Consider the following 26,319-nt stretch of genomic DNA (forward strand, 5'->3'; position numbering starts at 1 on the left):
ACCGGCCCGCCGGCGCGATTCACGACGGCCCTCCGAGCCGCGGCGGTGGCTTGAGCGCGTCTTCGGCCGAGATCGTGCGCGCTTCCGAAGGCAGCATGATCGGGATGCCGTCACGCACCGGATAGGCAAGCTTCGCCACGCGCGAGATCAGTTCGCTGCGCTCGGCGTCCCAGGTCAGCGGTCCTTTGGTCAGCGGGCAGGCGAGCAGTTCCAGCAATTTCGGGTCGACCGTGGCTTTGCGCCCGTCACGTCCGTCCGCCATCGCACTTTTCCATTGTCCAACTGCCGCCGGCCTAAGTGTTGAGATTCAGGTCAGGCCGATTTCACCCGAATCATTACGTTTACTGCAGGCTCGAGCCAAAATCCTCATCTTCGCGCGCCAGCGTAATTTCGGTGATGGCGATCAGCGTCTCGGCGCGCGTCTTCAGATCCGCCGCCTCGAGCAGGGCCTGCTTCTCGGCCGGCCCATAGGGCGCCATCATCGACAGCGCGTTGACCAGCATGGCGTTCTCGGCGCGGCTCACGCTTTCCCAGTCGGCCTCGAGGTCGTTGGCCTGCAGATAGGCGCGGAACGCCTTGAGCAGGGCAGGGCGGTCGACCTCGGCACCGGCCGGATCCTCCTCGAGATCGGCGAGGAAGGGCGCCATCCGGCATTGCCGGAACGGCGTCTTGACCGCCAGCTCATCTGTGACACGGAAGCGGCAGACGCCTTGCAGCGAGATCAGGTAGCGCCCGTCGCCGGTCTCGGCAAGCGAGATGATGCGCCCGGCGCAGCCGACGCTGCAAAGCTCGGGCTCGCCGTCGTCGCGCAGCGCGCCGTCGAGGCTGGGCTGGATCATGCCGATCAACCGCGGCCCGGCCATCGCCTCATCGATCATCTCCAGGTAGCGCGGCTCGAAAATGTTGAGCGGCATGCGGCCGCCGGGCAGCAGCAGCGCCCCGGCGAGCGGAAACACCGGGATCCTCGACGGCAGATCCCTCGCGAGCCGGTAGCGGGCGTTTCCGACCTGCACCTCAACCCTCCGCCTGCGCTTCAACTCTCGAAAGCGTCGCCGGGCAGCGTATCAATCTGCGATCTCCTCTTACGCAACCCAGCCTGTTTAAACTCTTAACCGGCAGGGGCAAGCCGCTGCCGCCTATCTGGCGCAGTTGCCGCCTTGCGCAAGACCCTCCTGGCAAAAGGGGCCGGCAGCAAAGCCGGCAAAAAGCTCAGGAGAACAACAGCGACGACAGCTTACGCCGCGCCGACAGCGTCGCCTCGTCGGTCATCCCCCATGCCTCGAAGAACTTCAAGAGCTGCGCACGCGCGCCATCGTCGTTCCACGTCCGGTCGGCCCTGACGATCGCCAGCAGGTTGTCGGCGGCCTGCATCCGCTCGCCGCGCGCATTCTGCACCATCGCCAGGTCGAACCGCGCCTGGTGATCGTTCGGGTTGGCGGCGAGCCGGCGTTCGAACTCGGCCGGATTGCCGAGCGCGGCGGCTTCCGCCGCGAGCGTCATCTTGGCGCGCAGAGCGGCAAGCGCCGGCGCATCCTTCTTGTCCTCCGGCGCCTTGGCAAGCACCGTCTCGGCGCCTTGGCTGTCGCCGGCCTCGAACAGGATTTCGCCGAGCCCGGCGATGGCCTCGATGGTTTCGGGCGACTGCTCGAGGATCGCATCATAGATGTCGGCCGCGGTCTGGGTGTCGCCTGCCTCGCGCGCCTCGGCGGCCGCGGCCAGCGCTTCGGTGATCTGCGGCGCGCCGCCGCCGCCCTTGCCGCCGACCTTCTGGATGAACTGCGTGATCTGGCTTTCCGGAATGGCGCCCATGAAGCCGTCGACCGGCTGGCCGTCCTTGAAGGCGATGACCGCGGGAATCGACTGGATGCCGAGCTGGCCGGCGACTGAGGGATGGTCGTCGATGTTCATCTTGACCAGCTTGACCTTGCCGCCGGCAGCCTTGACCGCCTTTTCGAGCTGCGGCGTCAGCTGCTTGCACGGCCCGCACCAGGGCGCCCAGAAGTCGACCAGCACCGGCTGGCGGCGCGATTCCTGGATGACGTCGGCCGCGAACGTCGCGGTCGTCGTATCCTTGACGAGATCCGCGGCCGCAGGCGCCTCGCCGAGCGATACCTTGCCGCGGTCGCCCCCGCCATATTGCACGGATTGGGCGTACTGGCCGGCATTGCCGCCAAATGAGCCGCTGAACGGATTGTTGTCACTCATGTCGTCGCCCTTTCGGTCGCGTCGTCGCCGGCTTCGGGGGTGCGGCGCGTTATTGTCGGATTTCGGTTTCGCCATCCATGTGGCGATCAGCCCGAGACTTTCAAGATAACAGGATCGTGGCCGGTTGCCTCGACGAATTTGACGAGATCGGCAGCGGCGATGGCCGTCGTCGCCTCATTGGTCAGCGGATGGCCGTTGATGACCTCGTGGCTCATCAATTCCTGGTCCAGAACCACCTTGATCCGCCCGGCCGTGTCGTTGATCAGGCCGAAGATGGTAACCGCGCCGGGAATGACGCCGAGCAGCTCCATCAGCATTTCCGGCTTGCCGAAGGAGACGCGGCTGGCGGCGCCGATCAGATGGTGGATCTGCTTGAGATCCACCACGGCCTCCTCGCCGACGGTGACGAGAAAGTAATTGTCCTTCTTGTCCTTGAGAAAGAGGTTCTTGGTGTGGCCGCCCGGGATCTCTCCGCGCAGCGCCTGCGAATCGGCGACCGTGAACAAGGGCGGGTGGCGCACCGTCGAGACGGAAATGCCGAGATCGGCAAGAAAGGCATAAAGCTCGGCTTCGGTCTTCGGCATCGGTCCTCGCATCATCTGGAAAGCTTGTGCCGTTTACGGCCAACGATGCCCTTGGGGCAAGATCGCCCGGTTGAGCCAACCGAATTCGCCGGGTCGAAACGCACCCCTCGCCATACGAAGAGCTAGCTCGAAAAAGACCGTCATTTCCCTGTTGCAATCGCCGCGCTCTTCGGCCATATAGGCGCGGCTTGCGGCCCAAGGCCGCGCGAGCGGGTGTAGCTCAGGGGTAGAGCACAACCTTGCCAAGGTTGGGGTCGGGCGTTCGAATCGCCTCACCCGCTCCAGTTTCCTTCAGGGGATCAAGCAAACGAAAAGCCGCGGTTTTCCGCGGCTTTTTCGCGTTTGTAGCCTTCAGAACAAGATTCCGTTCCCCGCCATCCCCAATACCGTGGCGACGCAGTGAACGATCCCGATCGGCAGCGCCAGCAACGGCTTGCAGCGGATCAGAAGGATATAGATCGTGAATTGGGCGCATGCCGCGAGCAACCCGGGCAAAGCGCCAACGCCTGCCATCATCAGCAGCATCATCCAGGGGACCACGATGAAACCGGGAACGTTCGTTCCGTGCCCTGCGCCCATCGTGAAAATCGCGATGAGGAACCCGACAAGGCCCAGGCCTCCCCCGACCGCGATCGTCTTCAGCATTGCGCTGCTCTCCGCGATCTGTGGCTCGGCTCATGCTGGCCGGGCAAAATAGAGGAACGTCGCGACGGAAAGGACGCGCGCCCTGCCGCCCGCTCCTGACAGGTTGAAGCCTTTGCTCGAACAATTCCAGTAAAGTCCCTAACGGCTCGCCTGCTCTCGCCGAAGCCTTCAGTCCGGAATTGCGCAAAAAAGGAAGTCGAGCGGTTCGGCGTTTCCATAAAACGAACCGCTCTACCCAAGCCTCGCCCTCGTCGTCCTCGGCGTCGCCAACAGCAGGCTCGTCTCGCTGCCGGTGATCCCGGGGATCAGCCGGATGCGACGCAGCACGGCGTCGAAGTCCGTGAGTGAGGCGGTGCCGAGCTCGACCACCAGGTCCCAGCGGCCGTTGGTGGTGTGGATGGTCGACACCTCGGGAAAACCGCCAAGCGCCCTGATAACGCGATCCGCGGCATGGCCCTCGATCTCGATCATCATCACGCCGCGGATGCGCTGGTCGACCGCATCGGCGCGCAGCACCACCGTGTAGCCGATGATCTCGCCGGATTTCTCCAGCCGCTCCATGCGCGCCCGGACCGTCGCGCGCGAGACGCCGAGATCGAGCGCGAGATCGGAGACGCTGCGCCGCGCATCGTGCCTCAGAAGCGTCACCAGTCTCTCGTCGAGTGCGTCCATGTTGACCATTTCGAGCAGCCGATATGCCCACTATGATAGATCAGCCTTTTCGAAATGCCAATTTACCCTGTTCAAACCGCCAGGCAGCGGTGGTTCACTTCGGCAAATCAAACGCAAAAGCGGAAAGAAGCGATGCGCTGCAGGATCGTCGGCGCGCCGGTGCAGGACGGCGCAGGCAGGATGGGATGCGAGATGGGGCCGAGCGCGCTGCGCACCGCGGGGCTTGTCGCGGTGCTGTCGGAGCTCGGCCATGAGGTCGAGGACTGGGGCGCGGTTGAGAAGGCGGCGGCGCGCGCTGTCGCTCATGGCAATCTCGCCCTGAAGTCGCTGCCCGAAATCTCCGCCTGGACGGCGGCGATTTCCGAGACCGCCTACGCGGCTTCGAGGGATGCCATGCCGATCTTCCTCGGCGGCGACCACTCGATCTCCGCCGGCACCGTCTCCGGCGTGGCGCGCCGCGCCGCCGAACGCGGCCGGCCGCTCTTCGTGCTGTGGCTCGACGCCCACCCGGACTTCCACACGCTCGACACCACCACCAGCGGCAATCTGCACGGCGTGCCGCTCGCCTATGCCAGCGGCCGCCCCGGCTTCAACGGCTATTTCCCCGACCTGCCCGCCGCAGTCGACCCGGCCCGCGTCTGCACCATGGGCCTGCGCAGCGTCGATCCGGCCGAGCGCCGCGCGCTGAAGGACGCGGGTGTGACCGTGCATGACATGCGCGCCATCGACGAGCACGGCATCGCCCCGCTGCTGCGGGCTTTCCTGGCCAGGATCGAAGAGGCAAACGGGCTGCTGCATGTCAGCCTCGACGTCGACTTCCTCGACCCCTCGATCGCGCCGGCCGTCGGCACCACGGTTCCCGGCGGCGCCACCTTCCGCGAGGCGCATCTGGTGATGGAGATGCTCTCCGACAGCGGCCTGGTCTCCAGCCTCGACCTGGTCGAACTGAACCCGTTCCTCGACGAACGCGGCCGTACCGCGACCCTGATGGTCGACCTTACCGCCAGCCTGATGGGCCGCCGCATCATGGACCGCCCGACCCGCAGCCATTCCGGAAGCCTCTGATCATGACCCAGCCGTCCCGCCTTGCCATCGTCCCCTTCGTCAGCGTCGACCGCATGATGAAGCTTGTGCTCGCCATCGGCCTCGAGCGCTTCCTCACCGAGCTTGCCGGCTATATCGAGGAGGATTTCCGCCGCTGGGAGCTGTTCGACAAGACGCCGCGCGTCGCCTCGCACAGCCATGACGGCGTCATCGAGCTGATGCCGACCAGCGACGGCCGCCTCTACGGCTTCAAATATGTCAACGGCCACCCGAAGAACATGCGCGAAGGCCGCCAGACCGTCACCGCCTTCGGCGTGCTCGCCGATGTCGGCTCCGGCTATCCGATGCTCTTGACCGAGATGACGATCCTGACGGCGCTGCGCACCGCCGCGACCTCGGCGGTTGCCGCCAAATATCTGGCACCGAAAGGGTCGCGCGCCATGGCCATCATCGGCAACGGCGCCCAGTCCGAGTTCCAGGCCGTCGCGTTCAAGGCGCTGCTCGGCATCGACCGGCTGCGGCTCTACGACATCGACCGCTCTGCTTCCGAAAAATGCGCCCGCAACCTCGCCGGCAAGGGCTTCGACATCACCATCTGTTCGACCGGGCAGGACGCGGTGGAAGGCGTCGACATCATCACCACGGTGACCGCCGACAAGCAGTACGCCACCATCCTCACCGACAACATGGTCGGTTCCGGCGTCCACATCAACGCCGTCGGCGGCGACTGTCCCGGCAAGACCGAGCTGCACCGCGATATCCTTTTGCGCTCCGACATCTTCGTCGAGTTTCCGCCGCAGACGCGCATCGAGGGCGAGATCCAGCAGCTCGATGCCGATCATCCGGTGACCGAGCTGTGGCAGGTCATGACCGGCCAGGCCGAGGGCCGCAAGGCGCCGGAGCAGATCACGCTGTTCGATTCCGTCGGCTTCGCCACGGAGGATTTTTCCGCGCTGCGCTATGTTCGCGACCAGCTTCAGGCGACCGGCCTCTACGAGGAGCTCGACCTGCTTGCCGACCCCGACGAGCCGCGCGACCTGTTCGGCATGCTGCTGAGGGCCGCCATGCAACCTGCCGCGTGAGGGAATGAGCGCGTGATCTCCCCCCTTGCGGGGGAGATGGCCGGCAGGCCAGAGGGGGTCGCCTCGCGTGGAGCGCCAACCTCCATCTGCCGCAGCAGGCCGAGCCCAGTCGGACCGACCCCCTCCGTCGCCTTCGGCGACATCTTCCCCTCAAGGGGGGAGATTACACGCTACTTCTGCACCGCCGCGCAGCTTTCCCTCTCCACCAGCACTGGCGCCAGCACCTCGCGGCGCGACGGCGCCTCGGGCTCGCCGACGCGCTCGAGCAGCAGGCTGACCGCCCGCGTTCCGATCTTTTCGACCGGCTGAGCGATCGTCGTCAGCGGCGGCCATGTGGTGACCGCATAGGGGATGTCGTCGAAACCGATCAGCGACATGTCGTCGGGCACCCGCAAGCCGCGCGTGCGCAGCGCGGTGATGGCGCCCATGGCCATCAAATCGTTGCAGGCGAACACCGCCGTGATCTCCGGCGCCTGCGTCATCAGCCGCTCCATCGCCAGGCGTCCGCCGGCGAAATGATAGTCGGAATCGACCACCGACGAAGCAGGCAGGTCGATACCTGCCTCCGCGAGTGCCCGGGTAAAACCGCGCAGGCGGGCCGGGCTGGAGCTCGAATCGCGCGGACCGCCGATGACGCCGATTTTGCTGTGGCCGAGCCCGACCACATGGCGCCCGGCGAGATAGCCGCCGTGATCGTGGTCGACCAGCACGGAATCGACATGGACAGAATGGATCTCGCGGTCGAGCAGCACCGCCGGCAGGGCGGCGGACAGGTGCGAGAACACCCGCGCATGGTCTGACGAACCGGCGAAGATCAGTCCGTCGATCTGCTTTGCCATCAACACCGACAGATAGCGCTCTTCCTTCTCGGCGCTGCCATCCGAGTTGCACAGGATCACCGTATAGCCGGCCACGAAGCCGGCATCCTCGATCTGGCGCGCCACGCTGGCGAAGAACGGGTTGGAATTGTCCGGGAGCAGCAGGCCGATGGTCTTGGTCTCCCCGCGCCTCAGACTCCGCGCCAGCGAGTTCGGGCTGTAGCGCAGGGCGGTGATCGCCGCGCGCACGCGCTCGGCCGTCTCCGGCTCGACATGGCGCGTGCGGTTCATCACATGCGAGACCGTTGCGACGGACACCCCCGCATAGCGCGCGACATCGGCAATTGTGGTCATGGTTCCCTCTGACCGTTTAGCGGATCCTCCGCAACAGCCTCTCCCGATAAGCGTCTAGGATGACGGCGAGCACGATGACAAGGCCAATCACGATCGGTTTGAAATTGTCGCCGACGCCGAGCAGCTGCAGCCCGGTGCTGAGCACCTGCAGGATGCAGGCGCCGACCAGCGTGCCGATGATCGAGCCCTTGCCGCCGCTGAGGCTGGTGCCGCCGATGATGACGGCGGCGATTGCATTGAGCTCGTAGCCGACGCCGGCGATCGGGCTGCCGATGTTCAAGCGCAGCAGATAGACCATGGCCGCGATGCCGGCCGTCAGCCCGCTGATGGTGAAGGCCGCGACCTTGTAGAAATCCGGATTGTGGCCGGAGAGGCGCACCGCCTCGTCATTGGTGCCGACGGCGAAGATCATGCGGCCGAACACGGTGAAGCGCAGCACGAACCAGCCCGCCGCGATCACCAGCACCGCGACCAGGAAGATCGACGGCAGGAAGCCGCCGATGATCAGATTGCCGAAATCGACGAAACTCTGCGGCAGCCCGGTGATGGTCGAATTGTCGCTGACCACGCGCGCGGCGCCCGCCGCCATGTTGAGCATGCCGAGCGTGACGATGAAGGACGGGATCTTCCAGCGCGTCGAGATCCAGCCGTTGAGGAAGCCGCAGGCAGCACCGGTCGCCATGCAGGCGAGCAGCGCCAAAGTGATCGCGACGGCCGGCGACAGGCTTTCGTCGATCATGACGGTGGCGCCGACCACGGTGCAGAGCGCCAGCACCGAGCCGACCGAAAGGTCGATGCCGCCGGTGAGAATGACGAAGGTCATGCCGGCGGCGAGCACCGTGTTGATGGCGATCTGCACGAAGATCTTCAGCGCGTTGCCGGGCGTGGCGAAGTAAGGCGCTGTGAGCGAGAAGAACAGCGTGATCAGCACCAGCGCCAGAAGCACGCCGGCGTCGCGGATCAGGAAGCGCAGGAACTTCGCCCTGCCGGGAGAAACAGGCGCCGACACGAGGGTTTCGGACGTCTCGCTCATGGTCGCACATACTCCTGGTAGGCGAGCGACAGGATGCGCTCCTGGTCGAATTCGGCTCGCGGCACCTCGCCGACGATCTTGTTCTTGGAAAAGACGATGATGCGATGGCACATGCCCATCAGCTCCGGCAGGTCGGAAGACACCATGATGATGCCTTTTTGAGCCGCCGCCAGCATCCACAGAAGCTGGTAGATCTCGCGCCGCGCGCCGATGTCGACGCCGCGCGTCGGCTCGTCGAGGATCAGCGTCGAGGTGCCGCGGAACAGCCATTTGGCCAACACCACCTTCTGCTGGTTGCCGCCCGAGAGATTGCGCACCGCCTGCTCGATCGAGCTTGCCTTGACGCGCAGCTGGCCGATGAGATCGTTCGCTGCCGCGGCTTCGGCCCGGCGGTTGACCAGCCCGTGGCGCGACACCTTGCCGAGATCGGTGATGGTGATGTTCTTGTCCACGGCCAGATCGAGCAGCAGGCCCTGGCCCTTGCGATCCTCGGTAAGCAGGCTGAGCCCATGCCGCACGGCATCCTTGGGCGCCGTGATCGCCACCGGCTTGCCGTCGATCTCGACGACGCCGTCGAGCCTCGGATCGGCGCCGAACAGGGCCCGCATGGCTTCGGTCCGGCCGCTGCCGACCAGACCGGCGACGCCCAAGATCTCGCCGTGGCGGACGTTGAAGGAAATTTCGGGCGTCACGGCGCTGCGCTTCAGATTGGTGACGCTGAGCGCGACCTTGCCCGGCACGATCGAGGCGTCGAAGCCGAATTCGTCGGCGATGTCGCGGCCGATCATCATGCGCACGACATCCGGCACGCTGAGGCCGTGGAGGTCGCGGGTCGCGACCAGCCTGCCGTTGCGCAGGATGGTCACCCGGTCGCCGATCTCGAACACTTCGTGCAGCCGGTGCGAGATGTAGATGATGGTGACGCCCCTGGCCTTCAGCCGCTTGATGATGGCGAACAGCCGCCCGATCTCCGGCGGCGTCAGCGTCGCAGTCGGCTCGTCGAGCACCAGCAGCTTGCTGTCGTAGCTCAGCGCCTTGGCGATCTCGACCAGCTGCATCTGCGCGAGGCCGAGCGCTTCGACCCGCGTCCTCGGATCGACGTCGAGCCCGACCTCCTTGAGCAGCGCGACGGCGCGCCGGTTGAGCGCCTTGCGGTCGACGATGCCGAAGGCGCGGCGCGGCAGGTTTTCCAGCATCAGGTTCTCGGCGATGCTGAGATAGGGCAGAAGGTTCAGCTCCTGGTGCACGATGCGGATGCCGCTTAGCTGCGCATCATGCGGCGTCTTCGGCTGATAGGGCTGGCCGTTGAAGGCGATCGTGCCGCTGTCCGGCTGGTAAATGCCGGCCAAGAGCTTGATCAGCGTCGATTTGCCGGCGCCGTTCTCGCCGAGGACGATATGCGTCTCACCGCGCGCGAACGACAGCGAGACGTCGCTCAGCGCGACCACGCCGGGAAAGATCTTTCCTACCCCTTCAAGGGAAAGAACCACATCGTCCATGCAGCAATCCTGAACGGCGCTCATCGCCGCCGGCTGCTTGCCGGCGGCGATGATGAGACAAGCGAATGGATGGCGCCAGAGGGAGTCCCGGCGCCTCTGCTCGCCTCAGGCGGTGATCAGCTTGACGTCGGTCTTGACCCAGCCGGAGAACTTCTCGCCGGCAAGCTCGCGCAGGCCGTAGTCGATGCCCATGGCCGCCATCTGCGCGCCATACTGCTCGACCGTGGCGAGCATCTTGCCTTCCTTGAGCAGCGGGCCGACCGCCGGAATGTTGTCGAAGCCGACCACCTTGATCTGACCCGACTTGCCGGCCGCGTCGATCGCCTTGACGACGCCGAGCGCCATCGAGTCGTTCGCCGCCATCACGCCCTGGATGTCGGGGTGCTGGGTCAGGAAGTTGGTCATCAGCGTGTTGGCTTCCTCGGTCTCCCAATGCGCGGTCTTCGAATCGAGCAGGTCGAGGCCGTGCTCCTTCACCGAATCGTCGAAGCCGAGCTTGCGCTGCTTGGCGTTGTCGGCTTCCGGATTGCCTTCGAGGATGACGACCTTGCCGCCCTTGCCCAGCGCCTTGCCGAGCGCGTCGCCGGCGAGTTTGGCGCCGGCGCGGTTGTCCGGCCCGAAGAAGGCAAGGTCGATGCCGGCCTTCTTCTTGGCCTCATCGTCGAGCGCGACGTCGATGTTGATGACCTTGATGCCGGCCTTCAGCGCCTTGGCGATTGGCGTGACCATCGCCTTCGAATCGGCCGGCGCCACGACGATGATGTTGTAGTTCTGGGTGATGAAGTTCTCGATCGCATCGACCTGCGCGGCGAAATCGCGCTCGTCCTTCATGCCGACGGCGGCGAAATCGAACTTGTCCTTGTTCTTGGCCGCATAGTCCTCCGCGCCGGCCTGCATCTGCTTGAAGAACTCGTTGGCCAAAGACTTCATGACCAGGCCGACCTTCGGCTTGTCGGCCGCAAACGCCGGACCGAACGGCAGCGCAAGCGCGCCGGCCGCCAGCGCGCTTGTCTTGAGGAACCGACGACGCGAGAACGATCCCAGGTCGAGCCCGCGGGTATTTGAAACCTTGCTCATGCTTTCCTCCTCCTGAATGGGCGTAATCGGTTACGTAACCGATTACGCCAAAAACTACTGCTTGTCTTCGTCGGATGTCAACACGCTCGCGGAGGAAGCGTACCCGAGTAGCCTGCCGGGCGGATATCGCAGCGTCGGCCCGGCTTACGTCTGCCGCTGGCTATTTCCCAGCCGGAGTTCGACGCTCTCGTCGGGCAAATGCCTTTGCGCATAGGCGGGGATCTTGAACCGCTTGCGGTATGCGCCGGGCGCCAGCCCCGTCACACGTTTGAACAAGCGACGGAAGAACGCAGGCTCTTCGTACCCGACCTGCCAGCTCACGTCGTCGATTGACGCGTCGGTGCGCTCCAGTCGGCGCTTGGCGTCCTCGATCCTCAAGCGCTGTACATAGGCGATCGGGCTCAGGCCGGTCGCGCTCGTGAAACGGCGTTTGAAGGTGCGCTCCGTGAGCTGGGCGCAGCGGATCATCTCTTCTATGGGATTGGCGACCGAAAATCGGGTGGCGATCAAGTCCTGCGCCGCCTGAACGGCAAGATCGCCATGATCCTTGCGGCCCTCAAAGATGATGTAGGGCGCAAGACCGTCCTGATGCCACTGCAGCGCGAATGAGCGCGCCACGGCCTGGGCTGCGGTCGCGCCGGCGTGTCGGGCGATCAGGTACAACACCAGATCATGCCAGGTCATGGAAGCACCCGAGGAGATGAGCTCCTCCCGCTTGCCCGACACCACCAGCACACGATCCGGGTGGATAGGCACTTGTGGAAACGTCCGGCCGAAGTCGCCGGCGTAGCCATAATGCACGGTCGCGTCCACGCCATCGAACAGACCGGTTTCGGCAAGCAGGAAGATGCCTGAGCACGCCGAGCACAAGAGCGCGCCGCGGCCATGCATGGCGCGGAACCACTCGACCAGTTCCGGATGCAGGTCCTTTCGCCAGCCGTTCGGCCCAAGCAGGATCGAAGGAACAATGACGATGTCGGTCATATCCACCTCCGCCACGCTTCGCTGAACCATGACCGGCACGCGGCTGGCCAGTTCCAGAGCGCCCGTTTCGAGGCCGACGATCTCAATCTCGAAGGGCGGAGCCTGGCGCGGCTCGCTGCCCGGCAGCGGCATTATTTTGAAAGCATTCATCACGTCGAAGATGCCCGACAACGTGGACACCACGGCCTCTGGAATGGCCACCAGACTCACGTGAAGCGGCTCGGATGCGGCAGTGGTGAAGTGACGATGCATGTCGGCTAATCCATGTCGCAGGCGCCGCAACCATAGCGCCCGGCGCGCGCGGCCGCCAGTTTCTCTCCTGACGACGGGCCAGTGGCACAAATGGCCCGATTCTGGAGAGTCGCGCTCTCCCGTTTCTTCCCTGTTCCTGCGATTCAGCCGCTGCCTCGGGGGTTGCCCGAGCGCTTGGACAGGAGACTTGGACATGGAGCATACCCACAACCATAAGATCGATCCGGCAAAACTCGATGCGCTCGTCGCGCGAGCGATCGGTGATATTTCGGCCGGCTACGGCGGAGTCATGATCAGCCTCGGCCACCGTCTCGGTCTTTACAAGGCCATGGCGGGCCTCGGACCCCTCAGTGCCCGCGCGCTCGCGGGGCGGGCCGGCTGTGCCGAACGCTATGTACGCGAATGGCTCAATTCCCAAGTGGCGGGCGGCTATATCGTCTACCACCCGGTCAGCGACACCTACGAGTTGACAGCCGAACAGGAAGTCGTGCTCGCCGACGAGGACAGCGCCGTCTTCATTCCCAACGCTTGGGCAGTGCCCGCTTCGATGTGGGCCGACGAAGAGAAGGCCGTAGAGGCTTTCCGCACCGGCAAGGGCATCGCCTGGGGAGATCATGACGGACGCCTGGCCTGCGGCGTGGCCGCCTTTTACCGGAACGGCTACAAGGCCAGTCTCGTCAGCGAATGGCTGCCATCCCTGGAGGGCGTCGTCGAGAAGCTCAGGACTGGTGCGCTTGTCGCCGATATCGGGTGCGGCCACGGCCATTCGACGGCGCTCATGGCAAAGGCCTTTCCGGCTTCCCGCTTCCATGGCTTCGACAATCACGACGACTCGCTGGTGGAGGCCCGTCGCGGCGCCGCCAAGCAGAGCTTGGAAGGGCGCGTGGCGTTCGAAAAGGCGCGGGCCGACGACTACCCGGGCAGCGGCTACGATCTGATCTGCTTCTTTGATGCCCTGCATGACATGGGCGATCCTGTCGCCGCGGCAGTGCATGCATCAAAGGCGCTGGCGCCGGACGGGACGGTGATGCTGATCGAGCCTTTCGCCAATGACCGGGTCGAAGACAACATCTCGCCGGTGGCGAGAATGTATTACGCGGCCTCCACCACCATCTGCTGCGCCCACGCTATTTCGGACGGCGGCCGCCTCGTGCTGGGCGCCCAGGCCGGCGAGGCACGGCTGGCGGAAGTGTTCCGCAAGGCCGGGTTCACCCGTTTCCGTCGTGCCTTCGAGACGCCGTTCAACTTAGTCCTCGAGGCCCGGCTCTGACCTTCGAAAGCTAACACCGGTCGGTCGCAGCGGACGACTTCCGGCCTCGCGGCGCAAAGGGGGCGCGGGGCGGGCGGCAATCCCTTCGATCCCAACAAACAGGAGACTGATCATGAAAAACATTCTCACAGGCATAGGCTTCGCCATCGCTACCGTACTTGCCGCACCGCTCGCCGTTGCGCAGGAACTGCCGGCGGCCGAGCAGACCTACAAGGAAATCGAGGCGACGCTCGGCATCGTGCCGAGCCATATCAAGGCCTATCCAAAGTCGGCAGTCGCCGGCGCTTGGGCGATGTTCAAGGGTCTCGAGCTTCAACCCAAGAACAACGCTCTCGAACCGAAGGTAAAGTCGCTCATCAACGTCGCGGTGGCGGCGCAGATTCCGTGCCGTTACTGCATCTGGCTGGAAACCAAGATGGCCAAGGACCGCGGCGCCACCGACGAGGAGGTCGCCGAAGCCGTGGCCCATGCCGGCTACGTCCGGCACTGGAGCGCCGTGCTGAATGGCCTGCAGATCGACTTCGAAACCTTCAAGACCGAATTTGGCGGCGACTGACGGCAGGCGGTGCCCGGCGTTTCAACCGGGCACCGCCCCTTCCTGCACGCCCCACCACATGGGAACTCTCATGGAACTGCTCATCAACGCGGCGAACATTCTTTACGTGATTGCCTACTTCACGATGGACATGCTGCGCCTGCGAATACTCACCCTGACGGCGGCAACCTGCCTGGCAGTATACTTCTACGGCCAGCCCGTCCCGATGTTGAACGTCGTGGCATGGAACGTCTTCTTCATCGGCCTGAACGTGGTCCACATCACCCGGATCGTGCGCGCGCGGTACACTGGCGCAGCGACCTGATTGCCGGTGGCAGTGCCTCAAAGCATCGGGTGCACCGATTCGATCATGGCCCCGAAATCGAGTTTGGTCTCGCCTCGCGGCCGTCGAATCGCTCGATTGATCACCGCCAGCCGAGTGCCGGCGCGACGTGCTTCAGGATCGCCTCGATGACATGGGCATTGTAGTCGACGCCGAGCTGGTTGGGCACGGTGAGCAGCAGCGTGTCGGCCTCGGCGATCGCCTGGTCTTGCCTGAGCTGCTCAACCAGCACATCCGGCTCGGCGGCGTAGGTACGGCCGAACACGGCGCGCTTTTCCGGCTCGATATAGCCGAAATGGTCCTCGCCCTCGCTGCCGCCGAAATAGGCGCGGTCCATGTCGTTGACCAAGGCGAAGATGCTGCGGCTGACCGACACGCGCGGCTCCCTTGCGTGGCCGGCTTCCTTCCAGGCGGCGCGGTAGGCGCGGATCTGCTCGGCCTGCTGGATGTGCAGCGGCTGTCCGCCCTCATCGAATTTCAGCGTCGAGCTCTGCAGGTTCATGCCGAGCTTGGCCGCCCATTCGGCGGTGCCGTTGGTGGCCGCGCCCCACCAGATCCGTTCGCGCAGGCCCGCCGAGAACGGCTCGAGCCTGAGCAATCCAGGCGGATTGGGAAACATAGGCCGCGGATTGGGCTGGGCAAAGCCTTCGCCGCGCAGCAGATCGAGGAAGATCTCGGCGTGGCGGCGCGCCATCTCGGCATCGGCCTTGCCCTCTTCCGGCACGTAGCCGAAATAGCGCCAGCCATCGATCACCTGCTCGGGCGAGCCGCGGCTGATGCCGAGCTGAAGCCGGCCGCCGGCGATGAGGTCGGCCGCACCCGCATCTTCGGCCATGTAGAGCGGGTTTTCGTAGCGCATGTCGATGACGGCGGTGCCGAGCTCGATACGCTTGGTCTTCGCGCCGGCCGCGGCAAGCAGCGGAAACGGCGAGGCGAGCTGGCGGGCGAAATGGTGGACGCGGAAATAGGCGCCGTCGGCGCCGAGCTCCTCAGCCGCGACGGCAAGGTCGATCGACTGCAGCAACGCGTCGGCGCCCGAGCGCGTGCCCGATTGCGGGGCGGGCGACCAGTGCCCGAACGACAGAAACCCGATCTTCTTCATGCGCTCCGTTCCGCATCAGGGCGGCCCGCTGAACCGCTCGTGTTCTTGTGTTGCTCCAGCGCAATACCAGCAAAAAACATGCGACGGCTTTCCGCTTCGGAATTGCGCAACGCAAATAGTTGAAGCCGTGCGGCTATTCAACGAAACGCGACCGGATACAGACCGTCAATCGATCCGGATCCAGACGCCCTTGGTGTTGAGATATTCGTCGAGATGCTCGGCGCCGCCCTCGCGGCCGTAACCGCTCATCTTGTAGCCGCCGAAGGGCACGGCCGGGTCGATCGCGTGATAGGTGTTGACCCAGACCGAGCCGGCGCGCAGCCGGTTGGCGAGCTGGTGCGCCTTGCCGACATCCTTGGTGAACACGCCGGCGCCGAGACCGTAGGGCGTGTCGTTGCCGCGCCGCACCGCTTCCTCCAGCGTGTCGAAGGGCAGCGCCGAGATGATCGGCCCGAAGATTTCCTCGCGCGCGATGCGCATGCCGTCGGTGACGCCGGAAAACACGCCGGGCGTCATGAAATTGCCTGCGGCCAGCGCGCCCTTGGTGATGCGCTCACCACCTGTCACCAGCCGCGCGCCCTCGCGCGCGCCGTCCGCGATGAAGCCCGTAACGCGCTCGAGCTGTCTTGGCGAGATCAGCGGTCCGATCTCGGTCTCGGGGTCGGCGCCGTCGCCGATCCGCAGCTTTGCCGCGAAGGCCGCGACGCGTTCGACGAATTCGTCATAGATCGGCCGTTCGACGAAGAGCCGGGAGCCGGCGATGCAGACCTGGCCGGAATTGGCGAAGACCGACATGGCCGCCACCGGCACGGCGCGCTCGATGTCGGCATCGGCGAGCACGATCACCGGCGATTTGCCGCCCAGCTCCAGCGACACGCGCTTCATGTTGGCGGCCGAGGCGCGCAGAATCGCCTGGCCGGTGGCGGTCGAGCCGGTGAAGACCACCTTGTCGACATCCATATGCGCCGCGAGCGGCGCACCGGCTTCCGCGCCCGTGCCGGTCACGACGTTGACGACGCCCGGCGGCACGCCGGCCTCCTGCATCAGGTCGGCGATCAGGAGCGGCGTCAGCGGTGCCTCTTCCGACGGTTTCAGCACGATGGTGCAGCCGGTGGCCAAGGCCGGGCCGATCTTCCAGATCGAGGCGGCGGTGGGCGCATTCCACGGAATGATCGCGCCGACCACGCCGACCGGCTCCTTGCGCGTGTAGGAGACGATCTCGCCGGGCAGCGAATTGCCGATCGTCTGGCCGTGGATCGACGTCGCCATGCCGGCATAGAAGCGCAGCATGCCGAGCACGCGGTTGCGGTTGGCCAAAGTGCGGGTGATCGGCATGCCCATGTCGGTGGTGTCGGAAAGCGCCAACTCTTCCCAATGCCGTTCCATGAGATCGGCGATCTTCAACAGCAGCAGCTGGCGCTCATAGGGCTTGAAGCGGCTCCACGGTCCCTCGAAGGCGCGCCGCGCGGCGGCCACCGCCAGGTCGACGTCCTTGGAATCCGCAAGCGGCACGGTGCCCAGCACCGCGCCGGTGGCGGGGTTGCGCGTCTCGAAAGTCCGGCCGCTCACCGCATCGCGCCACTCACCGTCGATCATCATCTGCCGGTGCCGGCCGTCGATCGGCGTGCGCAGGGGAAGGTCTCTCACCGATAACGTCATCTGAAGCCGCTTTCTCTGATGAGCATGGCCTTATGCCACCGGCCTGCGCACGGGCGCAAGTTCGCCGCGGCGGTGGAGAATGTGCAGCCGGCGACGGCTGATTTGTCCATCCGCCATACTTTGTGCGTCATCGCCTGTTGAACAAGGCTGGACCGGCCCCGCCTTCCCAAAAGGGCGGCGAAACACGGACCTCGGTGCCCATTGATGCACGAACTGACGCCCGTTCTCTCCACCGTGGCCGCTTCCTTCCTGGCGTCCTTTGTCGAGGTGGTCGAAGCCTTCACCATCGTGCTGGCCGTCGGCGTGACGCGCGGCTGGCGGCCGGCGCTGACAGGCGCCGTCTCGGCGCTCGCCGTGCTGGCGGCGCTGGTGCTGGCTTTCGGACCGCTGCTGCAGCTGATCCCGATCACGCTCCTGCAATTCGCAGTCGGCGTGCTTCTTATCCTGTTCGGCATGCGCTGGCTGCGCAAGGCGATCCTGCGCAGCGCCGGGATCATCGCGCTCCGCGACGAAGAGGCAGCCTTTTCCAGGGAAACCGACGCGCTGACCCGCCATGCCAACGACCGTCGCGCCGGCTATCTTGCCGGCGTGGCGGCCTTCAAGGCGGTGCTGCTCGAAGGGGTCGAGGTGGTGTTCATCGTCATTGCGGTCGGGACCGCGCATGGCCAGACGCTCTATGCCGGTCTCGGAGCGCTGGCCGCATTCGTGCTTGTGATGCTGATCGGCCTCGCCGTGCACCGGCCGCTGGCGCGCGTGCCGGAAAACGCGCTCAAATTCGTCGTCGGCCTGATGCTGACCAGTTTCGGCGTGTTCTGGACAGGCGAAGGCCTCGGCGCCGAATGGCCGGGCGAGGATTTTGCGCTGCTTGCCATCTTCGTCGTCATCGCCGCGGCATCCTTCGCCATGGTGCGCTGGCTGCGCAACGCCCACGCCGCGGCTGCCAAAGCAATTCCGGGAAAAGCGTGAAGTGGTTTCCCGTGCGGAATTGCGGTCAAAGAAGAAACAGAGCGGTTTGCCGTTTCCGTGAAATGGTGAACCGCTCGAAGGGAATTGCCCGATGAAAATCGTCCGCCTCGTCCTGAAGGAGCTCGTCGGCATGTTCGTCGACGACGGCAGCCTTGCGCTTCTGGCACTGCTTCTGATCGCTTTGGTCGCCGGCGCCGTGAAGCTTCTGGCGCTGCCGCCGCTCCTCGGCGCTGTCCTGATCCTGATCGGCTGCCTGGCGATCCTTTTGGAAAGCACGAGGCGCGGCGCGCGCGGCGGAGGCAAAGGCTAAGCCGGCCTGATGGGTGGCGCGGGCCAAATTCGACGCGACGCGCTTTAGGCTCGGAGGACGCGACTTTTCTTGCCGATCGCGCGTTTGACGAAAAGCTCGGCGTGCTCGGCCCACCGGATTTCCGTGACGTTGTTCTCGCGAACCGATCGCTTGAAAGCTTCTCGCAACGCATCGAGTTCAAACACCGACAACCGTCCGAGCGTATCGTGTTTCGATCTGCGAACGTCCATCACGCAGCCCCCAACTCATAAAGAGGTATATGCTTGGCCAGCTCGGACTCAAGGCGTTGCCGCTGACTTCTTTTGGGTGCAATCGGCAAACGCCCAATTGGAATCAGTAGATTGTGAACAAGGTCGGCAGCATGCCGATCATACGAAAATGCTCGACCGCCTCGATAAGCGGAAAGAACGCCAGAAAATATAAACCGTCCCGGAACGTGCTTTTCAGCGCGCTGGTGGAAAAGATCCATTCCTCCTCGTCGCGGTAGAGCATCGGATTCGGCCAGAAACGCGGCGTCCGCTCGGCATAGGCGGTGTAGGCGGCGCCGAACTTGCCGGACAGGAACTCGGCCTCCCGGCCGGCGGTGAACCGGAAGACGAGGAAGCTTGCAAGACCAAGCATCGCGGCGGCCAGCACCGATCCGAACATCAACCCGATACCGATCGCTCCGATGATCGAGAAGAAATAGAGCGGATTGCGGCTCATCGAGAACGGACCGGAGACGACCAGCTCGTCGTTCTTCCTGCCGCCGACATAAAGAATGCTCCACAGCCGGCCGCGAAAGCAGACGAGCACGAAGCCGAAGCCGGCCGTCTCCATCAGCTCGTGTCCGCTCGAGCCCTCGCTGAGGAACGGCTTGGCAAACAGCAGCAGGGCGATGGCCGTCACGGCGGCGACCTGGACGACGATCAGGCGCTTGTGCTGGTCGAAGGCCTTTGGCGCTGACTTGAGCGATGTGTAAGCCATTCGATTTGAGTCACTCCGGCCGGGCCAGCGCTCCCCTAACCTTTCTCGCGCCCGGCGGCGAGGTCTTCCCATTATTTTCGATCATTCTTACGAATTTGTAAGGACCCGGACAGGCCTGCGTAAGTCCGGCTTGTGGGAATGGGGCCTCGCCGATGCTACCGTGCCGCTTGAACTCGACACCGGACGATAGGCCAAGATGCGACTGCTGCTGGTTGAGGATGACCCAAGGACTGCCGACTACATCGTCAGGGGACTGAGCGAGGCCGGGCACGCCTGCGATCTCCTGCGCAATGGCCATGAAGCGCTCGCCGCGGCAACCCGCAATGCCTATGACGTCATCGTGGCCGACCGTATGGTTCCCGGTCTCGACGGCCTGTCGATGATCAAGGCGGTGCGAGCGGCGGGCATCAAGACGCCGGCCATATTCCTGACCTCGATCGGCGGCGTCGACGACCGGGTGGAAGGGCTGGAGGCCGGCGGCGACGACTATCTGGTCAAGCCCTTCGCCTTTTCCGAACTGCTTGCCCGCATCAACGCGCTCGGCCGGAGGCCGGCGGCGCAGGAGCAGAAGACCAGCCTTCGCGTCGCCGACCTCGAAATGGACCTGATCATGCGGCGCGTGACCAGGCAGGGCAGGACCATAGACCTGCAGCCCCGGGAGTTCAGCCTGCTCGAAGTGCTGATGCGCGGCGAGGGCCGGGTGATTACCCGCACCATGCTTCTGGAGCGCGTCTGGGACTTCCATTTCGACCCCAAGACCAGCGTCGTCGAGACCCATATCAGCCGGCTCAGGGCCAAGGTCGACAGGCCGTTCGACGTGCCGCTCATCCATACCGTGCGCAACACCGGCTACAGCCTGCACGCGCAGGGTTGACGATCCATGCCTGATCGCATCTCGCGCCTCCAGCCGGCTCTCCGTATATAGGCGACATGGCGATGCTGGACTCCGCAAGGCAATGGGCGCTTCGCATGAAGCGCGATGTCGTGGCGCTCTGGCTTGCCGCCCGCGATCCACGCGTCCCGTGGTACGCGAAGGTCGTGGCCGGCGCGGTCGCGGCCTATGCGCTGAGCCCCGTCGACCTCATTCCGGATTTCATTCCGATCATCGGCTATCTGGACGATCTTGTGATCGTTCCGCTCGGCATCCTGCTTGCGGTAAAGCTGGTTCCGGCCGGGCTCATGCGGGAATTCCGCGACACCGCCACGCGCAGCACCAAGCCGGTCAGCCTGGCCGGTCTGATCTTCATGATTGCCGTCTGGATCGTGGCGGCCCTGGCCTTGCTATGGCTGTTCTGGCCGAACCCCGCCTGAAACGATGAAGGACGCACGCCCAAGCCTGCTGCGCAGCACGCCGTTCCGCCTGGCACTGACCTTTGCCTTCCTTTTCGTGCTCGCCTTCATCCTGTCCGGGGCGGTCGTCTACCAGCTGATGAGCGCCGATCTGGCGAGACGTCTCGATAAATCCATCAAGGAGACCTATTCGGTCGTTGCCCTGACCTATGCCGCCAACGACAAGGAAGATCTTGTCGCCTCGGTCAACAACAACGCCGACCTCAGCCCCGACAAGGACCAGCTTTTCTCGCTGACCGACCCCGCCGGCAACCGTCTGGCAGGCAATTTCACCGCTTCCGGCCTGCCCGACGGTTTTTCGATGTTCGCCGCCAGATTGCCGGGCGTGCCGCCCGACACGATGTACCGCGCCTATACCGGCGAGGTCGGCGGCAACAATCTGACGGTCGCCTTCTCGCTCGCCGAGACGGACGAGTTGAAGACCATCGTGCTGATGAGCTTTGGCTGGGGCACGCTGGTCATCACCGGGCTCGCCATTGCCGGCGGCGCCCTGCTCGCCTCGCGCGTCCAGCGGCGGCTCGACGGCATTGCCGCCACCATGGTCGACGTCTCGCACGGACGGCTCGACGCGCGCATCCCGTTGACCGGCAATGGCGACGACATCGACGCCGTTTCCATCCAGGTGAACGCAGCGCTCGACCGCTTGTCGGCCCTGGTCGACGGCATGCGGGAGGTGAGCGCCAACATCGCGCACGACCTGAAGACGCCGCTCAACCGCCTGCAGATGATCCTGGAGCAGGCTGCCGACAAGACCGCCTCCGGCGAGACCGTTTCGGCCGAGCTGGCCGACGCGCGCAGCGAAAGCCGGCAGATCAACGACACCTTCGATGCGCTGCTGCGCATCGCCCAGATCGAGGCCGGCGCGCGCAAGGCGCGCTTCGTCGATCTCGACGTCGGCAGCGTCGTCGACACCATCGGCGAGGTCTATGCCGACGTCGCCGAGGACGACGAAAAATCTTTGTCGACGACGCTCGTTCCGGAGGCGAAATGGTACGTCCACGGGGACCGCGACCTGCTGATGCAGATGCTCGCCAACGTGGTCGAGAACGCGCTCAGGCATTGTCCGCCGGGCACAGCGATCGAGCTGTCGGTGACAAAGCAGGGCGACCGTGTCCTCGTCCATGTCCGTGACGATGGGCCCGGCATTCCGGCCGGCGAGCGCGAAAAGGTCTTCCAGCGGCTCTACCGGCTGGATTCCAGCCGCACGACGCCGGGCAGCGGCCTCGGCTTGAGCCTCGTCAAGGCGGTCGCCGACCTGCATGGCGCGTCGATCACGCTGGAGGACAATGATCCAGGGCTCGCCGTCATCGTCGACTTCCCTGCGGTGACGGAGCCCGCCGCCTGACGGGTGGGTTCAGCGCACGCCCGCCCTGCGGAAGTCGGAGGGCGACATGCCGGCAAGCTTGCGGAACGACTTGTTGAAGGCGCTGAGCGAGCCGAAGCCCGAGTCCATGGCGACCTTCAGCACATTGGCGCCCTCATGCATCAAAAGCGCCTGCGCGTAGCTCAGTCGCAGCAGATTGACATATTCGTTGAGCGTCATGCCGGTCGATTTCTTGAACAGGCTCATGGCGTATTTCGGATGGATGTCGGCCGCCGCCGCGATGTTCACGCAGTCGATGTCGTAGAGGAAATTCTCGGCGATGAAATCGCACATGCGCCCGACATTGCGCGAGGACTGCTGGTCGAAGGCGCTGCCGGCCCCGTGGCCGGACGCGGTTGCCGGCACCAGCCGGTACGGCTCGAAGCGCACCCGCTCCAACCGCAAGAGCAGCTCGTTGACGGCGTGTTCGGCCTTGGCCGCATCGCCCGAGCGCGCATACTCGTTCCAGCGCTTGAAATTGTCGTTGTCGGACTGGTCGGTGGCATTCGTCACCAGCGTCGCGCCCGTCATCAGCCGATGCCGGACATCGGCCGGCAGATGCAGCCTGAAGAAATGCACCAGCGGCAGATGCGCGCCGGCATAGATCGCGTCGTCCGTGAGATCATCCATCTGGTGCGGCAGCCCGCCCCAGAACAGGCACATGTCGCCGGTCGACAGCGCGATCTCATGCTCGGCCATGCGGTAATGCACACTGCCGCGCACGATGAAGTTGACCTCGACCTGGGCGTGCCAATGCGGCTTCAGCATCACCAACGGCTGGTTGTGGAACATCTGCAAGGCCAGCGGCAGGCCTTCGACGCTGCTCGCGCCTGGCTGGTAGAACGGACGCTCCGGCATCTTACTTTCCGCCAATTTCTTATTCCCTTTGTCGGGGACAAGCCTTCCGCGCCGCATAATCTAGCCAGGCTCACGGTGAGAGAGCAAACGAAATGGGAGGATTTCAATGCGCACCACACTGACCTGCGCCGCGCTTTTGCTTGCCCTGGGCTCCGGCCCCGCTTTGGCGCAATCCGGCGAACTCACGATCTGGAGCTGGAACATCGCCGCTTCGTCGCTGAAGGCCACCGTCGCGGGCTTCAACAAGAAGTACCCCGACATCAAGGTCACCGTTCAGGACCTCGGCAACCAACCGACCTATGACAAGTCGATCGCCGGCTGCGCCGCCGGTGGCGTCGGCCTGCCCGACATCGTCTCGATCGAGAACGGCGAGGCCGAGAACTATTGGAGCCAGTTCCCGGACTGCTTCGTCGACCTGCACACGCTGGGCTACAGCGCGGAAGACCAGAAGAAATTCCCCGATTTCAAGCGCACTGAGCTCGAAGTCGGCGACAAGGCCTATGCCATGCCCTGGGATTCCGGCCCGGTCGCCGTCTTCTACCGCCGCGACTTTTACGAGAAGGCCGGTGTCGACCCCGCATCGATCAAGACCTGGGATGATTTCATCGCCGCCGGCAAGAAGATCCAGGCCGCCAACCCCGGCGTCATAATGACCAACGCCGACTTCAACGGCGATACCGAATTCTTCCGCATGATCTCCAACGAGCAGGGATGCGCCTATTTCGCCGAGGACGGCCAGTCGATCACGGTCAACCAGCCGAAATGCGTCGACGCCATGACCAAGGTCAAGGAAATGAAGGACGCCGGCATCGTTTCGTCGGCCGACTGGTCGACCAAGATCACCAACAACACCGCCGGCACGGTCGCCACCCAGGTCTATGGCGGCTGGTATGAGGGCACGATACGCACCGAATCGCCGAAGGAAAGCGGCAAATGGGGCGTCTACCTGATGCCGAGCCTGACCGCCGACGGCCCGCGCGCCGCCAATCTCGGCGGCTCCTCTTTGGCCATCACCTCGGCCAGCAAGAACAAGGAAGCGGCCTATGCCTACCTGAAATACACGCTGGAGACCAATGAAGGCCAGATCACCATGCTGAAGGATTTCGGCCTGGTGCCGTCGCTGATTTCCGCGCTCGACGATCCTTACGTCGCGCAGGGCCAGCCCTATTGGGGCGGCCAGGCGGTCTGGAAGGATATCCTCGCCACGCTGCCGAAGGTCGTGCCGAGCCGCGGCACGCAGTTCCAGAGCGATGCTGAGATCATCGTGCGGGCCGTGCAGACCAAGTATCTTGCCGGCGGCTATCCCGATGCCAAGGCCGCGCTCGACGACGCCGCCAGCCAGATCGCCTCTGCGACGGGCCTGCCGGTCAAGTGAGCGTCGCTTTTCCTTCTCCCCTTGTGGGAGAAGGTGGATTGGCGCGTAGCGCCAAGACGGATGAGGGGTGTTGGACGGATTGCCGTCGTCGCCAAGCTGGAACACCCCTCATCCGGCCGCTTCGCGGCCACCTTCTCCCACAAGGGGAGAAGGCAAGACAGGGCAGCGCCTGCATCGACCATTGGCACTGCTCCAGCAATTCAACACATGATCAACACCGCGCCCGCTAGGAAGGCGCGACCCGAAACTGGAAGGAGGAGGAACACGATGCGCTACCGCAACGCCACCGCGTATCGCTTCCTCACGCCTTATCTCCTGATCTTCGCCATCTTCTGGATCTGGCCGATCATCAGCTCCTTCCTGATCTCCTTCCAGGCGACCCGCACCGTGCCGTGGCGCTTCGCGCCGGCCTTCAACTGGGGCCGCCTGATCGGCGACCCCGCCTTCTTCAACGCGCTGAAGAACACGCTGCTGATTCTCGTCATCCAGGTGCCGGTGATGATCTCGCTGGCGGTCGTGATGGCGGTGCTTCTGAATTCGCCGCTGCTCAAGGCGCGCGGCCTCTATCGCTTTGCGTTCTTCGCCCCGGTCGTGGTCGGCGAGGTCGCCTATTCGGCGGTGTTCCGGCTGATGTTCAGCCTCGATTTCGGCATCGTCAACAAGCTCTTGAACAGCGTCGGCCTGGAGAAGATCGACTGGTTCTCCAACGTCACGCCGGCCATGGCGCTGATCATGATCGCGGTGACCTGGCGCTGGGCCGGCTACAACGCCATCATCATTCTTGCCGGCCTGCAATCCATTCCCGATGACGTCTACGAGGCGGCGACACTCGACCGCGTCAGCAAGCTGAAGCAGTTCTTTTACATCACCCTGCCGCTGTTGAAGCCGGTCATCGTCTTTTGCGCCGTGCTGTCGATCATCGGCACCATGCAGCTGTTCACCGAACCATTCCTGATCACCGAACGCGGCGGGCCGGGCGGCGGCACCGAAACCCTTGGCCTCTTGCTATACCGCCAGGGCTTCCGCTCGCTCAATTTCGGCTATGCCTCGGCGATCGCCTACACCATGGCGGGCCTCGCCATCGCCATCACTTTGGTGCAGCTCTGGCTGACGAGGGAGCCGAAATGACCTCGCGCTCGCAAAGGCGGCTTGGGCGCAGCATCCTGCTGCATCTCGTCCTGACGCCGCTGGCGCTGATCTGGCTGTTCCCGCTGTGGATGATGGTGGTGTTCTCCACCATGCCCGACAACGGCATCTTCAGCCCCGGCATCGAGCTTCTGCCGCATGACAGCTTCCTCGACAATTTCAACAATCTGCAGCGCGACACCAATTTCGTCGGCGCGATCGGCATCTCGGTCTCGGTGGCGGTGACCTACACCTTTCTCTCGGTACTGCTGACCTCGATGGCCGGCTGGGCGCTGGCGCGCTACGACTTCCTCGGCAAGGGCGTGGTGGTGGCGATCATCTTCGGCACCATCACGCTTCCCTACGCCGTGGTGCTGATCCCGCAATTCATCATGGTGGCGCGCGACTTCCAGCTCGCCAACACCTGGATCGCGCTGATCGTGCCGCCGCTGTTCAATTCGCTCGGCGTGCTCTTCATGCGCCAGGCCTTTTCGATGATGCCGGCCGAGCTGTTCGACGCGGCGAGGGTCGAAGGCGTGAAGGAATGGCGCATCTTTCTGTTCGTGGCGCTGCCTTTGGCGCGGCCGATGCTGGCGGCCCTCGCCATCATTCTCTTCCTCGCCTCGTGGAATAACTATCTCTGGCCGCTTTTGATCAACAGCCAGCCCGGCGCGATGACGGCGCCGGTGGCGCTCGGCACCCTGATCGGCCTGACCAAGGTGTCCTGGGGCGGCATCATGGCCGGCGCCGTCATGCTGACCGTGCCGATGCTGATCGTCTTCGTGCTGCTGCAGCGCCATTTCATCGCCGGCATCGCCGCCGGCGCGGTCAAATAGGATAGGAACGAG

Annotated in this window: 29 protein-coding genes and 1 tRNA gene; 14 read left to right on the plus strand and 16 right to left on the minus strand. The window is 64.6% G+C overall.

All coding sequences use genetic code 11. The features are described from left to right. Positions 1-19: 19 nt before the first annotated feature. The 4 genes from CK221_RS03340 to CK221_RS03355 form a co-directional block, all read right to left on the minus strand. Positions 20-262, minus strand: a complete 243-nt coding sequence (locus tag CK221_RS03340; protein WP_067323589.1) for a Trm112 family protein — start codon at positions 260-262, stop codon at positions 20-22. Positions 263-341: 79 nt separating this feature from the next. Further along, a complete protein-coding gene (locus CK221_RS03345; protein ID WP_095777066.1) occupies positions 342-1,013 on the minus strand; it encodes an LON peptidase substrate-binding domain-containing protein in 672 nt (223 codons plus the stop codon). Between the two features lie 196 nt (positions 1,014-1,209). Further along, positions 1,210-2,205 carry a thioredoxin gene (trxA, locus tag CK221_RS03350; RefSeq protein ID WP_095777067.1) on the minus strand — a complete coding sequence of 332 codons (996 nt, stop codon included), beginning with the start codon at positions 2,203-2,205 and terminating at the stop codon, positions 1,210-1,212. Between the two features lie 86 nt (positions 2,206-2,291). Then, entirely contained in the window at positions 2,292-2,789 is a 498-nt protein-coding gene (locus CK221_RS03355; RefSeq protein WP_066991899.1) for a prolyl-tRNA synthetase associated domain-containing protein, read from the minus strand. 209 nt (positions 2,790-2,998) lie between these two features. Between CK221_RS03355 and CK221_RS03360 the strand changes: the two genes are divergently transcribed. Then, positions 2,999-3,073 (plus strand) — tRNA-Gly (locus CK221_RS03360). A 67-nt stretch (positions 3,074-3,140) separates the two neighbouring features. On the opposite strand, the gene CK221_RS03365 is transcribed toward CK221_RS03360, so the two are convergent. Next, entirely contained in the window at positions 3,141-3,434 is a 294-nt protein-coding gene (locus tag CK221_RS03365; RefSeq protein ID WP_095776725.1) for a hypothetical protein, read from the minus strand. A 231-nt stretch (positions 3,435-3,665) separates the two neighbouring features. Further along, on the minus strand, positions 3,666-4,106 hold the full coding sequence (locus CK221_RS03370; RefSeq protein ID WP_066991897.1) for an Lrp/AsnC family transcriptional regulator: 441 nt from the start codon (positions 4,104-4,106) through the stop codon (positions 3,666-3,668). A 132-nt stretch (positions 4,107-4,238) separates the two neighbouring features. Between CK221_RS03370 and rocF the strand changes: the two genes are divergently transcribed. Further along, positions 4,239-5,171, plus strand: a complete 933-nt coding sequence (rocF, locus tag CK221_RS03375) for an arginase (RefSeq protein ID WP_095776726.1) — start codon at positions 4,239-4,241, stop codon at positions 5,169-5,171. Positions 5,172-5,173: 2 nt separating this feature from the next. Further along, the gene (locus CK221_RS03380; protein WP_095776727.1) at positions 5,174-6,232 is read left to right on the plus strand and encodes an ornithine cyclodeaminase; all 1,059 of its coding nucleotides are present in this window, start codon (positions 5,174-5,176) and stop codon (positions 6,230-6,232) included. A 170-nt stretch (positions 6,233-6,402) separates the two neighbouring features. Here CK221_RS03380 and CK221_RS03385 read toward each other — a convergent pair whose 3' ends face one another. From CK221_RS03385 to CK221_RS03405, 5 genes are all read right to left on the minus strand, one after another. Then, complete coding sequence (locus CK221_RS03385; RefSeq protein WP_095776728.1) at positions 6,403-7,404, minus strand: substrate-binding domain-containing protein; 1,002 nt, start codon at positions 7,402-7,404, stop codon at positions 6,403-6,405. Positions 7,405-7,420: 16 nt separating this feature from the next. Then, a complete protein-coding gene (locus CK221_RS03390) occupies positions 7,421-8,437 on the minus strand; it encodes an ABC transporter permease (protein WP_095776729.1) in 1,017 nt (338 codons plus the stop codon). Continuing rightward, positions 8,434-9,936 (minus strand): sugar ABC transporter ATP-binding protein, encoded by a 1,503-nt coding sequence (locus tag CK221_RS03395; RefSeq protein WP_095776730.1) that lies wholly within the window; start codon positions 9,934-9,936, stop codon positions 8,434-8,436. Before CK221_RS03395 ends, CK221_RS03390 begins: the two co-directional genes overlap by 4 nt. A 105-nt stretch (positions 9,937-10,041) precedes the next feature. Then, positions 10,042-11,013, minus strand: a complete 972-nt coding sequence (locus CK221_RS03400; protein WP_095776731.1) for a sugar ABC transporter substrate-binding protein — start codon at positions 11,011-11,013, stop codon at positions 10,042-10,044. A 144-nt stretch (positions 11,014-11,157) separates the two neighbouring features. Further along, on the minus strand, positions 11,158-12,249 hold the full coding sequence (locus CK221_RS03405) for a helix-turn-helix domain-containing protein (protein WP_095776732.1): 1,092 nt from the start codon (positions 12,247-12,249) through the stop codon (positions 11,158-11,160). A gap of 193 nt (positions 12,250-12,442) precedes the next feature. Between CK221_RS03405 and CK221_RS03410 the strand changes: the two genes are divergently transcribed. From CK221_RS03410 to CK221_RS03420, 3 genes are all read left to right on the plus strand, one after another. Further along, positions 12,443-13,519 (plus strand): class I SAM-dependent methyltransferase, encoded by a 1,077-nt coding sequence (locus CK221_RS03410; RefSeq protein WP_095776733.1) that lies wholly within the window; start codon positions 12,443-12,445, stop codon positions 13,517-13,519. Positions 13,520-13,631: 112 nt separating this feature from the next. Next, the gene (locus tag CK221_RS03415; RefSeq protein WP_095776734.1) at positions 13,632-14,075 is read left to right on the plus strand and encodes a carboxymuconolactone decarboxylase family protein; all 444 of its coding nucleotides are present in this window, start codon (positions 13,632-13,634) and stop codon (positions 14,073-14,075) included. A 70-nt stretch (positions 14,076-14,145) separates the two neighbouring features. Then, positions 14,146-14,379, plus strand: coding sequence for a hypothetical protein (locus tag CK221_RS03420; protein ID WP_095781991.1), 234 nt, complete (start codon positions 14,146-14,148; stop codon positions 14,377-14,379). A gap of 100 nt (positions 14,380-14,479) precedes the next feature. Here the strand turns inward: CK221_RS03420 and CK221_RS03425 are convergent, their stop codons facing one another. Next, positions 14,480-15,499: an LLM class flavin-dependent oxidoreductase gene (locus tag CK221_RS03425; RefSeq protein WP_095776735.1), complete on the minus strand. Its 1,020-nt coding sequence runs from the start codon at positions 15,497-15,499 to the stop codon at positions 14,480-14,482. Between the two features lie 165 nt (positions 15,500-15,664). Next, a complete protein-coding gene (locus CK221_RS03430) occupies positions 15,665-17,158 on the minus strand; it encodes an aldehyde dehydrogenase family protein (protein WP_095776736.1) in 1,494 nt (497 codons plus the stop codon). Positions 17,159-17,362: 204 nt separating this feature from the next. Here CK221_RS03430 and CK221_RS03435 point away from each other — a divergent pair, with 204 nt between their 5' ends. Both CK221_RS03435 and CK221_RS03440 read left to right on the plus strand, forming a co-directional pair. Beyond that, on the plus strand, positions 17,363-18,124 hold the full coding sequence (locus CK221_RS03435) for a COG4280 domain-containing protein (protein ID WP_066991562.1): 762 nt from the start codon (positions 17,363-17,365) through the stop codon (positions 18,122-18,124). A 91-nt stretch (positions 18,125-18,215) separates the two neighbouring features. Further along, positions 18,216-18,434, plus strand: a complete 219-nt coding sequence (locus CK221_RS03440; protein ID WP_066991559.1) for a hypothetical protein — start codon at positions 18,216-18,218, stop codon at positions 18,432-18,434. A 44-nt stretch (positions 18,435-18,478) separates the two neighbouring features. Here the strand turns inward: CK221_RS03440 and CK221_RS29650 are convergent, their stop codons facing one another. After that, entirely contained in the window at positions 18,479-18,664 is a 186-nt protein-coding gene (locus tag CK221_RS29650; RefSeq protein ID WP_143749022.1) for a hypothetical protein, read from the minus strand. A gap of 103 nt (positions 18,665-18,767) precedes the next feature. Then, complete coding sequence (locus CK221_RS03445; protein WP_095776737.1) at positions 18,768-19,400, minus strand: isoprenylcysteine carboxylmethyltransferase family protein; 633 nt, start codon at positions 19,398-19,400, stop codon at positions 18,768-18,770. A 196-nt stretch (positions 19,401-19,596) separates the two neighbouring features. Between CK221_RS03445 and CK221_RS03450 the strand changes: the two genes are divergently transcribed. Genes CK221_RS03450 through CK221_RS03460 form a run of 3 tightly spaced genes read left to right on the plus strand, consistent with a single transcriptional unit; the run spans position 19,597 to position 22,095 of the window. Continuing rightward, on the plus strand, positions 19,597-20,274 hold the full coding sequence (locus CK221_RS03450; RefSeq protein ID WP_066991553.1) for a winged helix-turn-helix domain-containing protein: 678 nt from the start codon (positions 19,597-19,599) through the stop codon (positions 20,272-20,274). Between the two features lie 56 nt (positions 20,275-20,330). Beyond that, complete coding sequence (locus tag CK221_RS03455) at positions 20,331-20,711, plus strand: YkvA family protein (protein WP_095776738.1); 381 nt, start codon at positions 20,331-20,333, stop codon at positions 20,709-20,711. Positions 20,712-20,715: 4 nt separating this feature from the next. Next, positions 20,716-22,095 (plus strand): ATP-binding protein, encoded by a 1,380-nt coding sequence (locus CK221_RS03460; protein ID WP_095776739.1) that lies wholly within the window; start codon positions 20,716-20,718, stop codon positions 22,093-22,095. Between the two features lie 9 nt (positions 22,096-22,104). Here the strand turns inward: CK221_RS03460 and CK221_RS03465 are convergent, their stop codons facing one another. Continuing rightward, on the minus strand, positions 22,105-22,971 hold the full coding sequence (locus tag CK221_RS03465; protein ID WP_095776740.1) for a helix-turn-helix domain-containing protein: 867 nt from the start codon (positions 22,969-22,971) through the stop codon (positions 22,105-22,107). A 106-nt stretch (positions 22,972-23,077) separates the two neighbouring features. Here CK221_RS03465 and CK221_RS03470 point away from each other — a divergent pair, with 106 nt between their 5' ends. The 3 genes from CK221_RS03470 to CK221_RS03480 all read left to right on the plus strand — a co-directional run bounded on the left by CK221_RS03470 (position 23,078) and on the right by CK221_RS03480 (position 26,307). Continuing rightward, complete coding sequence (locus tag CK221_RS03470) at positions 23,078-24,346, plus strand: ABC transporter substrate-binding protein (protein WP_095776741.1); 1,269 nt, start codon at positions 23,078-23,080, stop codon at positions 24,344-24,346. Positions 24,347-24,613: 267 nt separating this feature from the next. Next, on the plus strand, positions 24,614-25,474 hold the full coding sequence (locus CK221_RS03475; RefSeq protein WP_066991535.1) for a sugar ABC transporter permease: 861 nt from the start codon (positions 24,614-24,616) through the stop codon (positions 25,472-25,474). Further along, the gene (locus tag CK221_RS03480; RefSeq protein WP_095776742.1) at positions 25,471-26,307 is read left to right on the plus strand and encodes a carbohydrate ABC transporter permease; all 837 of its coding nucleotides are present in this window, start codon (positions 25,471-25,473) and stop codon (positions 26,305-26,307) included. Before CK221_RS03475 ends, CK221_RS03480 begins: the two co-directional genes overlap by 4 nt. The last annotated feature ends 12 nt before the right edge of the window (positions 26,308-26,319 follow it).

It is taken from the genome of Mesorhizobium sp. WSM3868, assembly GCF_002294785.1.
In the GTDB taxonomy this organism is placed as follows: Bacteria; Pseudomonadota; Alphaproteobacteria; order Rhizobiales; family Rhizobiaceae; genus Mesorhizobium.